At 69.9% G+C, this 12772-nt stretch carries 13 protein-coding genes; 6 read left to right on the top strand and 7 right to left on the bottom strand.

Translation table 11 applies throughout. The features are described from left to right. Positions 1-48: 48 nt before the first annotated feature. Complete coding sequence (metK, locus tag LMH63_RS03510) at positions 49-1209, top strand: methionine adenosyltransferase (protein ID WP_229332717.1); 1161 nt, start codon at positions 49-51, stop codon at positions 1207-1209. Positions 1210-1402: 193 nt separating this feature from the next. Here metK and LMH63_RS03515 read toward each other — a convergent pair whose 3' ends face one another. The 3 genes from LMH63_RS03515 to LMH63_RS03525 form a co-directional block, all read right to left on the bottom strand. After that, positions 1403-2335, bottom strand: a complete 933-nt coding sequence (locus tag LMH63_RS03515; RefSeq protein ID WP_109680345.1) for a carbohydrate kinase family protein — start codon at positions 2333-2335, stop codon at positions 1403-1405. Positions 2336-2447: 112 nt separating this feature from the next. After that, positions 2448-3224 carry a gamma-glutamyl-gamma-aminobutyrate hydrolase family protein gene (locus LMH63_RS03520; protein ID WP_109680344.1) on the bottom strand — a complete coding sequence of 259 codons (777 nt, stop codon included), beginning with the start codon at positions 3222-3224 and terminating at the stop codon, positions 2448-2450. Then, a complete protein-coding gene (locus tag LMH63_RS03525) occupies positions 3224-4219 on the bottom strand; it encodes an amidoligase family protein (protein WP_109680343.1) in 996 nt (331 codons plus the stop codon). The genes LMH63_RS03520 and LMH63_RS03525 overlap by 1 nt, the downstream gene beginning before the upstream one ends. Before the next feature lie 94 nt (positions 4220-4313). Here LMH63_RS03525 and LMH63_RS03530 point away from each other — a divergent pair, with 94 nt between their 5' ends. After that, complete coding sequence (locus tag LMH63_RS03530) at positions 4314-5075, top strand: proteasome-type protease (RefSeq protein ID WP_229332718.1); 762 nt, start codon at positions 4314-4316, stop codon at positions 5073-5075. On the opposite strand, the gene LMH63_RS03535 is transcribed toward LMH63_RS03530, so the two are convergent. Genes LMH63_RS03535 through LMH63_RS03545 form a run of 3 tightly spaced genes read right to left on the bottom strand, consistent with a single transcriptional unit; the run spans position 4979 to position 8450 of the window. Then, the gene (locus LMH63_RS03535; protein ID WP_109680341.1) at positions 4979-6064 is read right to left on the bottom strand and encodes a zinc-binding metallopeptidase family protein; all 1086 of its coding nucleotides are present in this window, start codon (positions 6062-6064) and stop codon (positions 4979-4981) included. The two genes, LMH63_RS03530 and LMH63_RS03535, sit on opposite strands and share 97 nt — an antisense overlap. Next, positions 6064-6996 carry an alpha-E domain-containing protein gene (locus tag LMH63_RS03540; protein ID WP_109680340.1) on the bottom strand — a complete coding sequence of 311 codons (933 nt, stop codon included), beginning with the start codon at positions 6994-6996 and terminating at the stop codon, positions 6064-6066. Before LMH63_RS03540 ends, LMH63_RS03535 begins: the two co-directional genes overlap by 1 nt. Further along, on the bottom strand, positions 6996-8450 hold the full coding sequence (locus tag LMH63_RS03545) for a circularly permuted type 2 ATP-grasp protein (protein ID WP_109680339.1): 1455 nt from the start codon (positions 8448-8450) through the stop codon (positions 6996-6998). The genes LMH63_RS03540 and LMH63_RS03545 overlap by 1 nt, the downstream gene beginning before the upstream one ends. Positions 8451-8566: 116 nt before the next feature. Between LMH63_RS03545 and LMH63_RS03550 the strand changes: the two genes are divergently transcribed. From LMH63_RS03550 to LMH63_RS03560, 3 genes are all read left to right on the top strand, one after another. Beyond that, positions 8567-8902 (top strand): hypothetical protein, encoded by a 336-nt coding sequence (locus LMH63_RS03550; RefSeq protein ID WP_109680338.1) that lies wholly within the window; start codon positions 8567-8569, stop codon positions 8900-8902. A 343-nt stretch (positions 8903-9245) separates the two neighbouring features. Beyond that, positions 9246-9689, top strand: coding sequence for a DUF411 domain-containing protein (locus LMH63_RS03555; protein WP_109677435.1), 444 nt, complete (start codon positions 9246-9248; stop codon positions 9687-9689). A gap of 15 nt (positions 9690-9704) precedes the next feature. After that, on the top strand, positions 9705-10508 hold the full coding sequence (locus LMH63_RS03560) for a M48 family metallopeptidase (protein WP_109677433.1): 804 nt from the start codon (positions 9705-9707) through the stop codon (positions 10506-10508). A gap of 147 nt (positions 10509-10655) precedes the next feature. On the opposite strand, the gene purU is transcribed toward LMH63_RS03560, so the two are convergent. After that, entirely contained in the window at positions 10656-11525 is an 870-nt protein-coding gene (gene purU / locus LMH63_RS03565) for a formyltetrahydrofolate deformylase (RefSeq protein WP_109677431.1), read from the bottom strand. 373 nt (positions 11526-11898) lie between these two features. Between purU and LMH63_RS03570 the strand changes: the two genes are divergently transcribed. Further along, a complete protein-coding gene (locus LMH63_RS03570) occupies positions 11899-12732 on the top strand; it encodes an aldo/keto reductase (RefSeq protein WP_109677429.1) in 834 nt (277 codons plus the stop codon). Positions 12733-12772 lie beyond the last annotated feature (40 nt).

Here is a 12772-nt window from a genome sequence, read left to right on the forward strand (position 1 = left end):
GTGGCACTGCCGTTGCGCCCGATCATTCATCAGGACTGAGGGGAGTCGATGAGTACGACACAGCTATTCACCTCGGAGTCGGTATCCGAGGGTCATCCGGACAAGGTGGCCGATCAGATCTCGGACGCCGTGCTGGATGCGATCATTGCCGAGGACCCGAACGCGCGGGTGGCCTGCGAGACGCTGGTGAAGACCGGCATGGTGATCATCGCCGGGGAGATCACCACCAGCGCCTGGATCGATCTCGAGGAGCTCACCCGGCGCACGGTCTCGGAGATCGGCTACGACAGCGCGGACGTGGGCTTCGACGGGGCCACCTGCGCGGTGCTCAACGCCATCGGCAAGCAGAGCCCGGACATCGCCCAGGGCGTGGACCGCGAGCGTGACGAGAGCCAGGGCGCGGGCGATCAGGGGATGATGTTCGGCTACGCCTGCAACGAGACCGACGTGCTCATGCCCGCGCCGATCACCTACGCCCACCGCCTGGTGCAGCGCCAGAGCGAGGTGCGCCGGCGCGGGGTGCTGCCGTGGCTGCGCCCCGACGCCAAGAGCCAGGTGACCTTCGTCTACGAGGACGGCCGCCCGGTGGCGGTGGACACGGTGGTGCTCTCCACCCAGCACGACGCCTCGATCTCCCAGGCCGACCTCAAGGAGGCGGTGATGGAGGAGATCATCCGCCCGGTGCTGCCGGCGCAGTGGCTGGGGGAGTCGACGCGGTATTTCATCAACCCCACGGGGAAGTTCGTCATCGGTGGCCCGGTGGGCGACTGCGGGCTGACCGGGCGCAAGATCATCGTCGACACCTACGGCGGCATGGCGCGCCACGGCGGCGGGGCGTTCTCGGGCAAGGACCCCTCGAAGGTGGACCGCTCGGCGGCGTATGCCGCGCGCTACGTGGCGAAGAACATCGTCGCCGCGGGGCTGGCGGACAAGTGCGAGATCCAGCTCTCCTACGCCATCGGCGTCGCCGAGCCGACCTCGATCAGTGTCGAGACCTTCGGCACCGGGCAGATCAGCGAGCAGCGCCTGGTGGAGCTGGTGCGCGAGCTCTTTGACCTGCGCCCCTTCGGCATCCTGCGCATGCTCGACCTGGTGCGCCCGATCTACCGCCCGACCTCGGTGTACGGCCACTTCGGCCGCGAGGAGGAGAGCTTCACCTGGGAGCGCACCGACAAGGCCGAAACCCTGCGCCAGGCGGCGGGGCTGTAGGCCTTCCCGTTATTCGAGCGGGGTTTTTAAACACAACGACACAACGGACACAACGGTTCACAACGTCTAAGAGTTCTTACTTCAAATCTCTTGCGTTGTGCTTCCGTTGTGCCCGTTGTGTCGTTGTGTTCAGGAGCAGCGCAGATCCGTGGCATAGCCTCACGGATCGACACCCAGCCCCGGCGATGGCCGCCTACCAGAGCTCGCCGAACTCGCGCTCGTAGCGCCGGCGGAATTCATCCATCGTGAAGTGGTGGTTCTGGGTGCCGTGCCGGGCGACCTTGAGGGCGCCCATCAGCGCCGCGATGCGGCCGGTGTGATGCCAGTCGAGGCCGTGCTGCAGGCCGTAGAGCAGGCCGGCGCGGTAGGCGTCGCCGCAGCCGGTGGGGTCGAGCACCGCCTCCGGGGTGGCCGCCGGAATCTCCAGACGCTCGCCACCGGCATAGATCCAGGAGCCCTCGGCGCCGCGGGTCACGATCAGTGCCGCCACCCGCTCGGACACCTGCTCGGATGACAGTCCCGTGCGCTCGCACAGCAGCCGGCATTCATAGTCGTTCACGCTGACCCAGCGTGCCTGGTCGACGAAGCGCAGCAGCTGCTCGCCGTCAAACAGTGGCATGGCCTGCCCGGGATCGAAGATGAAGGGCGTGCCGGCCTCCGCGAGCTGCGCGGCGTGGCGCACCATGCCCTCGGGGCCGTTGGGGGCGACGATGCCGATGTCCTCCGGCCCGCAGGGCGGCAGCGGCACGTCGTGGGCGGCCCCCATGGCACCCGGGTGGAACGCGGTGATCTGGTTGTCGTCCAGGTCCGTGGTGATATAGGCCTGTGCGGTGTAGTGCTCGGGGAGCTCCTTCACGTAATCCCGCGAGATGCCCCAGCGGTCCATCCACTCGGCATAGGGCCGGAAGTCGGCGCCGACGGCAGCCACCGTCACCGGCTCCTCGCCGAGGAGCTTGAGCGAGTAGGCGACGTTGCCGGCGCAGCCGCCGAACTCGCGGCGCATCTCGGGGACCAGGAACGAGACGTTCAGGATGTGCACCTGGTCCGGCAGGATGTGATTCCCGAACCGGTCCTGGAACACCATGATGGTGTCATAGGCGACGGAGCCGCTGATAAGAATGCTCATACGCGGGTCGCTAACCTCCTGATGGCTGAACGGAACGGCGCCGCGACACAGGCATGCCATGCCGACGCGCAGCGTCGCGTCCCTGGAACCTACGGGGCGTCGCGCCGGGGGGTCAAGTTGGCGGACTGCCGGCGGCGGCGGCCACCAGGGCGGCAAACAGGGCCCGCTGTTCCGGGCGCTGGGGCAGATATTCCGGGTGCCACTGCACGCCGATGACGAACGTCTGCGCCGGATCCTCCACCGCCTGGATCACCCGGTTCGCCTCCCGTGCGCTCACCACCAGGCCCTCGCCGAGGCTGGCAATGGCCTGCCGATGCAGGGCGTTCACGCGGCAGCGCCGGCGCCCGAGAATCTGCGCCAGACGGCTGTCGGCGGTGATGTCCACGGTCTTCTGCGGCAGCAGGGTGCGCAGCTGCGGGGTCTCCACGTAGAAGTCGGCGAGGTCGCGGTGGAGGCGCCCGCCGCGGACGACATTGAGCAGCTGAGCGCCGCGGCAGATGCCGAGCACCGGCCGCCCCTCGGCCAGGCAGGCGTCCAGCAGGCGCTGCTCCAGGCGGTCGCGGTCCGGGTCCGGGCTCGGCGAGCGCAGGGTGCTCAGTGCCCGGCGCAGCAGGTAGAGGAGCGGCGCCAGCAGCAGTGGCAGCCAGCGCCGCCAGGGGCGCGCAACGTGCACGGAGGCCGAGGCGGCATCCGGCGGGTCCGGATGCAGCAGCCCGGAGACGTCGGCGCCGCCGCCGACGATGAGCCCGTCCAATGCCACGCCCTCCCGCGGCCGCCCGGGGCGCAGCCGCAGCGGTCGTCCGCCGGCCCGGCGCACCGCCCAGGCTGCCGCAAGCCAGGCCGCCAGCCCGCCGCGGTCCGGCCCGGTGATTCCAATGAGCGGCCGCATCAGGCCAGCAGCAGGCGGGTGCGGGCGGCCCAGTCCTCGTCCGGACCCGGCAGGGCGGCGCGGGAATGCGCGAGATAGGCCTCGGCGAGGCTGTCCAGGGCCTCGCGATCCGCTGCCAGGCGCTCCACCGCGACCCAGCCGCGCCAGGCCTCGCCCAGGGTCCAGTCCGGCTCGTCGATGGCGCAGTTGGGGAGCCGGTAGTGGAAGGTGGGCCGGGGTTTCAGCAGTGGGTCCTCGCGCACGGCCGTGGGCAGGGCGTCGGCGGCGGCGTGGGCGAGCACCGGCAGCAGATCCAGGGAACGGTTGCGGGTGGCGTTGTCGCGGGCGTAGTCCCGCGCCAGCCCGGCGAGATCCGGCTGGTAGACCGGGGCGACCACGCGGCGCACGTAATCCTCCGGAAAGTCCCGGATGAAGGGCGACAGCCGGCGGGTGAGGTCGATGTTGCCGTCAACGCGCAGGGCGTCCCGCAGCAGCAGGAAGGCGCGCAGGTGACGCGTGAGGCTGTCGGCTGTCAGCGCCGGCACCTCCGGGTTCAGGTGCAGGCCGAAGGCGAACCGCAGCGCCGAGCGCGTGCCCCGGGCCTGGGCGGCCTGCAGGGCCGCGCGCAGGCGCTCCATTTCGTGGGCGTGCGTCAGCGCAATGGGTCCGGAGGAGACCTCGTGCGGGACCACCGTGCCGGCAAGGCGCGCAAGCAGGTCCTCCAGCGGCGCCCGCCAGCCGGCCTCGTCGGTCTCGATACCGAGGCGCTGCAGCACCCCGAGGTAGGTGCGGTCCTTGAGCAGGGCGGTGTCGATCTCGACGGTGAAGTCGCCGAGCTCGGTCCCGCGCACGTGGCGCAGGAACGGCCCCTCGCCCTCGACATCCCCGCCGAAGGTGGTCTGCACCGTGTTGCAGAGGGCGTCCGTGTCGATGCCGGCGAGCTCCAGCTCGAAGCCGAGCCGGCGGGGCTCGCCGGCGGCGTTCAGGGGCTCGGGCGGTGGCGGAAAGGGCATCATCGCGCCTCGCTGAGGGGTGGTAGGGCGGCGGCGGTCAGGCTACGTATCCCCAGGCAGTCCAGCGTAATACACTGGCCGGCGAATCCAACGCCGAATGACAGGCTCCATAATGACCTATTGCCTTGCCGCGGTGGTGGACGAGGGGATCGTGTTCGCCTCCGACTCCCGCACCAACGCCGGCGTCGACCACGTCAGCACCTACCGCAAGATGCACACCTTCGCCTGGCCCGGCGAGCGGGTGTTCGTGCTGCTGTCGGCGGGCAACCTCGCCACCACCCAGTCGGTGCTGCGGGCCATCGAGCGGGATCTCGACCAGGGCGCGGAGACGAGCCTGGCGAGCGTCGCCCGCATGGACGAGGCCGCGGAGTATCTTGGCGGTCTGAGCGTCGAGCGCCAGCATCAGGCCACCCGTTCCGCGGGCGAGCGCAGTCAGGTCTCGGTGGAGGCCACGTTCATCCTTGGCGGGCAGATCGGTGACGGCGAGGCGGAGGTGTACCTGGTCTATCCCCAGGGCAACTTCATCACCGTGTCGTCGGATCAGTCCTTCTTCCAGATCGGGGAGACGAAGTACGGCAAGCCGATCCTCGACCGCATCATCGCCCCGGATCTGTCCCTGGAGAGCGCCGGCATCTGTGCCCTGTTGTCCATCGACTCCACCATGCGCAGCAACCTCTCGGTGGGGCCGCCGGTGGAGCTGCTGCTCTATCCCCGGGACAGCCTCACCCTCGAGCGGCGCATGAACTTCGAGCAGGACGATCCCTACTTCGTGGCGCTGCGGGAGGCCTGGAGCGAGGGGCTGAAGCGGTTGTTCGAGGGGCTGCCGAGGCTCCCGGACGCCGCGTCCTCGACGATCTGATGCACCAGATGGAGCTTCTCCGCCACCGGCGGGGTGATCACGAAGGGGTAGGGGTCGGCCACGCCGACGCTGCGTGAGAGGGCGTTCAGCGCCTGGCTGAGCTCGCCCCAGCGCTCGAGCTCGGGGGTAAAGTCGTCCTCGCGCTCGCCCGGGGCCACCAGCCCGAAGTCCCGTGCCGTCTCCATGGCATCGGTGATGTGCAGATAGTGGGCCCAGCTCTCGGCCCAGTCCTCCCAGGGATGGGCGCTGGCGTAGGCGCTGATGTGGCGCGCGCGCCAGTCCGCCGCCGGCCCATGGTCGTAGTAGGCGCGCATGGCGTCGGCGTAACGGCGGCGCTCGTCGCCGAAGCGCTCGCGGAACGCCGCAAGCCAGGGGCCGCCGTCCACCAGCCGCATCCAGTAGTAGTGGCCGCTCTCGTGGCGCATGTGCCCGAGCAGGGTGCGGTAGGCCTCGCCCAGGGTGATTCGCACCCGCTCGCGGTGGACGTCGTCGGCCTCGGCGATGTTGATGGTGATGCGGCCGCGGTCGTGTCCGGTGGTGATGCGGCGTACCCCGTCCGGCGTCTCCTGGTCGGCGAGGAAGTCGAAGGTCAGTCCCCGTTCCGGATCGCGGTGACGGTCCACCACCGGCAGGCCGAGGCGCACCAGATCGCAGATGAGATAGCGCTTCGCCGACTCCAGCCGCCGCCAGTAGAGGCGGTTGTTGCCCACCGAGAGGTCCGGGATGGTCTGGGTGAGGCGGCAGGCGAGGCAGAGGCGGTCGCTGCTGGCGCCGGCGACCAGCCAGTCACAGTGGGCGCTCTGGTGGTTGGCGCAGCGTCGTACCTCGGGCTGGTCGGGCAGGGCCAGGGCATGCAGCCGGCCCGTGTCGTCCTCCAGCGGGGTGAGCAGGCGCCACTCCGGCACGAAGCCGAGGCTGCGCCGGCAGGCGAGGCAGCGGGTGTTGCCGAAGTGCAGGCGGTTGCCGCACACGCAACGATAGGTGCGCATCAGGGAGGCTCCGGGAAGTAGGTCTGGGTCACCGCGCGGTGCAGCTGGCCGAGCCCGCTCTGCAGCTCGTCGATGTAATCGTGCACCTCGCCGAGGGCCAGTGCGCCGGGGGCCACGACCTCCAGCGCCTGCTCCAGCCGCGCCAGCTCGGCCAGCGGCGGGTCCGAGCGCGGCAGCGCACGCAGGGCCCGTGCGGTGCGCTGCAGGCAGTAGCGAACCGAGCGCGGGAACTGTTCGTCGCGCAGCAGGAAGCTCACCACCGAGCTGCCGCGGATGCGGATGTTCATGCTCTGACGGTACATGATGTAGGCACCGAGGGAGCGCAGCACCGTCATCCAGCCGGCGTCCTGCCAGGCGTCCAGGGCGTCCTCGTCCTCGTCCACCAGCTGGCTGGCGCGTACGTCGAGGATGCGGCTGGTCATGTCCGCCCGCTCCAGGTGCTGAGCGATGGTGACGAACTGATACGGTGCGCCTCGGCTCAGAGTGCCCTCGATGACGCCGGTGATCTGCTGGTTGTGGCCGATGACCCGGCGCAGGAAGTCGAAGCGCCGGCGCCGGCCGCCCTGGCCGACGGCATTGTCCCGCACCAGGAAGTAGAGCTCGTTGATGCCCTCCCAGACCTCCGCCGGCAGCAGCTCGCGCACCGTGCGGGCGTTCTCGCGGGCGGCCCGCACGCTCGCCTGGATGGAGCCGCCGTGGGCGGGCTCGTCCACCAGAAAGCGCATCACCGAGCGCTCGTCGTCGGCCAGGCCCTCGGCGTCGAAGCGCGGGCGGGAGCCCAGGATGTCCACCAGCGAGCGCCAGCTCACGGGCACGTTGCGCGGGCCGTCCAGCACCATCTGGCTGGTGGTGTTGATCAGCCGGGCGGTGTTCTCCGCGCGCTCCAGATAGCGGGTCATCCAGTAGAGGTTCTCGGCGACGCGGGAGAGCATCAGGCGTCCTCCTCGGTGTCCACGACCCAGGTGTCCTTGCTGCCGCCGCCCTGGCTCGAGTTCACCACCAGCGAGCCGCGGGGCAGGGCGACCCGGCTGAGGCCGCCGGTGGTGACGTACATGCGGTCGGCCTGAAGGATGAACGGCCGCAGGTCGACATGGCGCGGCTCGAAGTGGTCGTCCACCAGGGTGGGAACCGTGGAGAGCTGCAGCGTGGGCTGGGCAATGTAGTTGCGCGGGTTGGCCTCGATCAGCCCCGCGAAGTGCTCCCGCTCGGCGCGGCTGGCCCGCGGGCCTACCAGCATTCCGTAGCCGCCGGACTCGTTGGCGGGCTTCACCACCATCTCCGCCAGGTGCTCCAGCACATAGGCGCGCTCCTCCGGAAACATGCAGCGCCAGGTGGGGACGTTGGGCAGCAGCGGCTCACTGTCCAGGTAGTAGCGGATGATGTCGGGCACGAAGGCGTAGACGACCTTGTCGTCCGCGACCCCGGCCCCCGGGGCGTTGGCGATGCCGACATTGCCCGCCTTCCAGGCCCGCAGCAGGCCGCGGACACCGAGCTGGGAGTCCGGCCGGAAGGCCTCGGGGTCGAGGAAGTCGTCGTCGATCCGGCGGTAGATGACGTCCACCCGCGCCGGGCCGGAGATGGTGCGCATGTAGACACAGTCGTCCCGGTCGACGAAGAGGTCCCGGCCCTCCACGAGCTCCGCGCCCATCTGCTGGGCGAGGTAGCTGTGCTCGAAATAGGCGGAGTTGTAGATGCCGGGGGTGAGCACCACGATCTCCGGGTTGCTCACGCCCGGGGGCGCCAGCCGCGCCAGCATGTCCAGCAGCTGCCCCGGGTAGTCGTCCACCGGCAGGATGGACTGGTGCTCGAAGAGCTCCGGCAGGATGCGCTTCATGACATGCCGGTTCTCGAGCATGTAGGACACGCCTGAGGGCACGCGCAGATTGTCCTCCAGCACGTACAGGGTGCCGTCGGCGTCGCGCACCAGGTCGGTGCCGCAGATGTGCGCCCAGACCCCGAAGGCCGGGCGCATGCCGCGGCACTGGGGGCGGAAGTTCTTTGACTCCGCAAGCACCGCCTCCGGGAAGACGCCGTCGCGGATGATGCGCTGCTCGCCGTAGAGGTCGTCGATGAACAGGTTCAGCGCTGTCAGCCGCTGGCGCAGGCCGCGCTCCGTGCGCTCCCACTCGCGCCGGTCGATCACCCGCGGGACGATGTCCAGCGGCCAGGCGCGGTCGATGTTCTCGCCGTCGCTGTAGACGGTGAAGGTGATGCCCATCGCGCGGATCGCCGCCACCAGGGCGTCGCGCCGGTCCGCCAGCTCCGCCGCGGGGAGCGCCGCGAGGTAGTCCACGAGGGCCCGGGAGGCGGGGCGCGGCCGGTCCGGACCGGCCAGCAGCTCATCGAAAAACGGCGTATCCTCATAGCCTTCGAACGGCGTCGCCATGCTGCCTCCGCGCTGAGTGATCCGGAGTGGGGCGGGTGCCCGCGGTGGAACCCGCGGTGGAGCCCACTGCCTATACTGTAGCGAACATCCCTTCCGCGGCGATCCCCGAGGCATTCATGACCCGAGGCCTGCTCTGGCTTGCCAGCTACTTTTTCGCGCTCTGGCACCTGCGCCGGTCACCGCTCGTGGAGCAGGACCGCCTGGAGCGGGCGCGCTGGTGCCGCGATCACTGCGGCACCTTCGCCGCCCGCTGGTTCGGCCTGGGCGCCGCCCTGTGGCTGACTTTCACCACGCCCTTCGTGCAGGCGCCGATCTTCGCCATGGCCGGGCTGGTGGCCCTGTGCTTCGGCATCTGGCACATCACCTGGCAGATCGTGGCGCAGTCCCGGGCGGGGCCGCCGCACATCGAGCCCCCGGCGGATTTCCCGCGGCGGGATGACGACGATCGATGAGTGCCCCGAGTGGCAACGACCTTCAGCCATCGCGGCGGCACCTCCCGCCGCGGCGGCGGGCACTCACGGCGGTCAGGCGAGGGCGGGCAGGAGCAGCCGGGACCGTAGGCGAGACGGACCTCGCCTACGAGCTTACAGGGACGTATTCACAGCGTGTCCCGGCTGCTCCTGCCCGCCCTCGTCCCCGGCACCGCGCGTACATCGCCCGCAGCGTCGCGGATCCACGACGCCGCGACGTCTGCAGGCTGTGCCCGATCGCGATCAGTGTCCACCGGCGGGCTTCGTTTCCGCCCCGGGTTTGCGTATCTTTCGGGCATAAGTCATAGGAACCGACGGAGGCACCATGCGTCGTCCACTGCTCGCCCTGGCCCTTGGGCTCGGCCTCGCCGGCGTGGCCGCGGCCGAGAGCGCCACGCTCACCGTGCACAAGGATCCCAACTGCGGCTGCTGCGGCGCCTGGGTCGAGCACATGACCGCGGCCGGCTTCCGCGTCGAGGTGCGCAACACGCACGATCTCGTCAGCGTCAAGCAGGCCCACGGCGTGCCCCGTGGGCTTGCCTCCTGCCACACGGCGGTGATCGAGGGCCACGTCATCGAGGGGCACGTGCCGGCGGAGGATGTGCGCCGCTTCCTGGCCGAGGCCCGCTCCGGCGAAGGGCTCGCGGTGCCGGGCATGCCCGTCGGCTCCCCGGGCATGGAGGTGCCGGGCCACGGTACCGATGACTACCAGGTGGTGCGCTTCCGCGCCGGCGAGTCCGGCGGCGAAGTGTACAGCCGCCACCCCTGATCGAGGTCATCGCCCGTGCTCCGCCGCCTCTCCACCCTCGCCGTCGCGGCCCTGCTGGCCGCGGCCTGTGCCACCTCCCCCACCGGGCGACAGCAGCTCCAGCTCTTCCCCGCCTCCCAGCTCGAGGAGATGGGCGTGCAGGCCTATCGGCAGATGCGCGAGGAAGAGCCGGTACTGGAGGAGGGTCCCGCCGTTACCTACGTCCAGTGCGTGACCGACGCGCTCCTGCCCCAGGTCCCGGAGCGCTACGCCCGGGACGACTGGGAGGTGACCGTCTTCGACAGCGAGCAGATCAACGCCTTCGCCCTGCCCGGCGGCAAGATCGGCGTGTACACGGGGCTGCTGGAGGTGGCGGAGACGCCGGCCCAGCTCGCCACGGTGATCGGCCACGAGATCGGCCACGTCATGGCCGAGCACGGCAACGAGCGCATGTCCACGCAGATGGCCACCGTGGCCGGGCTCACGGCGTTGCAGATCATGGCCGGTGGCAGCCGCGAGCGCCAGCAGGCCCTGGCGGTGCTCGGCCTGGGCGCCCAGGTGGGCATCATCCTGCCCTTCAGTCGCCTGCACGAATCCGAGGCCGACCAGATCGGTCTCGAGCTCATGGCCCGCGCCGGCTTCGACCCGCGTGAGAGCGTCCAGCTCTGGCGCAACATGGCCGAGGCTGGCGGTGACGGCCCCCCGGAATTCCTCTCCACCCACCCCTCCAAGGACACCCGGATCCGCGACCTCGAGGCGCAGATGGATGGGGCGCTGGGGTTGTACCGGCAGGCTCAGGCGCGGGGGCGCGATCCGGACTGTCGGCCGCCGCGCGGCTAGTGGCGCGGCGCGCGCAGTTCAAAGTCCAAAGTTCAAGGTTCAAAGACCGACTCCGCACGCCAGGTGCAATGTCGCAAGGTTTGGCGGGTGTCTTTGAACTTTGAACGTTGAACTGGGAACTCGACTGAGGCCCCCGTTGAGGGGGCCTCAGTCGAAGACGACCGTCCGGTTCCGGTACACCAGCGTCTTGCGCTGCAGATGCGCCCACACCGCCCGGGCGAGCACGAGCTTTTCCAGGTCCCGGCCCTTGCGGACGAGCTCTTCCACGGAGTCGCGGTGGGAGATGGTGGTGACGTCCTGCTCGATGATCGGTCCGGCGTCCAGCTCCTCGGTAACGTAGTGGCTGGTAGCGCCGATGATCTTCACGCCCCGGGCGTGGGCGGCGTGGTAGGGGCGGGCGCCGGCGAAGGCGGGGAGGAAGGAGTGGTGGATGTTGATGATGCGCTCGGGGAAGGCATCGATCAGCGTCGGCGTGACCACCTGCATGTAGCGGGCGAGGACGACGAACTCGACCTCCATCTCCTGCAGCAGCTCCAGCTCCCGCGCCTCCTGCTCGGCCTTGTTGCCGGCGGTGACCGGGAAGACGTGGAACGGCACCCCGAACTGCTCCGCCACCGGCCGCAGGTCCTCGTGATTGCTCACGATCACCGGAATCGACACCCGCCACTCCCCGGACTGCCAGCGCGAGAGCAGATCATAGAGGCAGTGCGGCAGGCGGGAGACAAACACCGCCATGCGCGGCCACTCCTCGGAGAGATGCAGCCGCCAGCGGATGCCGAAGCGCTCCCCCAGCGCCTCGTCGAAGGCCGGCCCGATGGCCTCGGGCGCCAGCCCGAACCCCGTCAGCTCCCATTCCACGCGCATGAAGAACACCCCCTCGGCGGTGTCCACGTGCTGGTCCAGATAGACGATGTTGCCGCCATGCCGGGCAAGAAACTCGCTCACCCCTGCCACCAGCCCCCGCTGGTCCCGGCAGTGCATGAGCAGCGTCGCGGTATGGCCGTCGAGGGCAGGCATTGCAGGGCATCCTTAGTTCAGGCCGGCGCGGGAGTATAGCCCTGCCGGGCTTCGGCGGGGTGGAAATGGCGTCTTCTGATCCCAACCTGCCGTGGGGGTAGACAGCGGCTGGACACGTTCGCACGGTCGGCTTTTATCAGCCTCGATCCGCTTCCGCGAGCCCGCGGATCGACCCGAGGCGGCGGCTGGCCGGGGAGCGGCGGGGGTGCGCGGGACCGTAGGCGAGAGGGACCTCGCCTACGAGCCTACAGGGATGTATTCACGGCGTGTCCCGCGCACCCCCGCCGCTCCCCGGCCTGGGCACAGCAGCTGATGAAGCTGCGGCCTCGCGGCTCACAGGATCAGCGATGACTCAGAGAAATCAGGAGGTCTCATGGAAACGCTCGAGGTCCACGGCGCCCGCATCCCCAAGCTCGGTTTCGGCACCTTCCAGCTCGACGACGAGGTCGCCTATGCACGGGTTCGGGATGCGCTTGATGCCGGCTGCCGGCATATCGACACCGCCCAGATGTACCGCAACGAAGAGGCAGTGGGCGAGGCCATCCGCGACGCCGGCGTGCCCCGGGATGCGGTGTTCCTGACCACCAAGGTGTGGGTGGACCGCTTTCGCGACGGGGATCTGCAGCGTTCCGTGGAGGAGAGCCTCAAGCGTCTCGGCTTGCCCGCCGTCGACCTGGTGCTGCTGCACTGGCCGAACCCGGACATCCCCCTCGCCGAGACCATCAGCGCCCTGAACGACGCCCGCGCGCATGGCCTCACGGCTCACATCGGGGTCAGCAATTTCACCGTGGCCCTGCTGCGCGAGGCCGTGGCGGCCTCGGCAGAGCCGCTGGTGACCAACCAGGTGGAGTACCACCCGCGCCTCAACCAGGATCCCGTGCGCGCCGAGCTCGCCCGCCACGGCATGGCGCTCACGGCCTACTGTCCCCTCGGCCAGGGCAGCCTGGTGGACGACCCGGTGATCCGCCGCATCGCCGACGCCCACGACCGCACGCCGGGCCAGGTCATCCTGCGCTGGCACTACCAGCAGCCGGATGTCATCGCCATCCCGCGGACCTCGAAGGCCGAGCGCGTGCGCGAGAACCTGGACATCCTTGATTTTCGTCTGAGCGACGAGGAGATGCAGGCCATCCACGGCCTGGCCCGCGAGGACGGCCGTATCATCAGCCCCGCCTCGCTCGCCCCGGCCTGGGACAACGCCGGATAAGTCGGCCGGATCCGTAAACGTCTAGCCGGGGCGCAGCCGA

The organism is Spiribacter halobius, assembly GCF_020883455.1.
Taxonomy (GTDB): domain Bacteria; phylum Pseudomonadota; class Gammaproteobacteria; order Nitrococcales; family Nitrococcaceae; genus Sediminicurvatus; species Sediminicurvatus halobius.

What these genes read in the sequence shown, in the direction of transcription:
- metK (WP_229332717.1), top strand. Translation starts at nt 49, where the DNA reads ATGAGTACGACACAGCTATTCACCTCGGAGTCGGTATCCGAGGGTCAT.
- LMH63_RS03555 (WP_109677435.1), top strand. Translation starts at nt 9,246, where the DNA reads ATGCGTCGTCCACTGCTCGCCCTGGCCCTTGGGCTCGGCCTCGCCGGC.
- LMH63_RS03520 (WP_109680344.1), bottom strand. Translation starts at nt 3,224, where the DNA reads ATGCGGCCGCTCATTGGAATCACCGGGCCGGACCGCGGCGGGCTGGCG.
- LMH63_RS03525 (WP_109680343.1), bottom strand. Translation starts at nt 4,219, where the DNA reads ATGATGCCCTTTCCGCCACCGCCCGAGCCCCTGAACGCCGCCGGCGAG.
- LMH63_RS03535 (WP_109680341.1), bottom strand. Translation starts at nt 6,064, where the DNA reads ATGCGCACCTATCGTTGCGTGTGCGGCAACCGCCTGCACTTCGGCAAC.
- LMH63_RS03550 (WP_109680338.1), top strand. Translation starts at nt 8,567, where the DNA reads ATGACCCGAGGCCTGCTCTGGCTTGCCAGCTACTTTTTCGCGCTCTGG.
- LMH63_RS03545 (WP_109680339.1), bottom strand. Translation starts at nt 8,450, where the DNA reads ATGGCGACGCCGTTCGAAGGCTATGAGGATACGCCGTTTTTCGATGAG.
- LMH63_RS03530 (WP_229332718.1), top strand. Translation starts at nt 4,314, where the DNA reads ATGACAGGCTCCATAATGACCTATTGCCTTGCCGCGGTGGTGGACGAG.
- LMH63_RS03570 (WP_109677429.1), top strand. Translation starts at nt 11,899, where the DNA reads ATGGAAACGCTCGAGGTCCACGGCGCCCGCATCCCCAAGCTCGGTTTC.
- purU (WP_109677431.1), bottom strand. Translation starts at nt 11,525, where the DNA reads ATGCCTGCCCTCGACGGCCATACCGCGACGCTGCTCATGCACTGCCGG.
- LMH63_RS03540 (WP_109680340.1), bottom strand. Translation starts at nt 6,996, where the DNA reads ATGCTCTCCCGCGTCGCCGAGAACCTCTACTGGATGACCCGCTATCTG.
- LMH63_RS03515 (WP_109680345.1), bottom strand. Translation starts at nt 2,335, where the DNA reads ATGAGCATTCTTATCAGCGGCTCCGTCGCCTATGACACCATCATGGTG.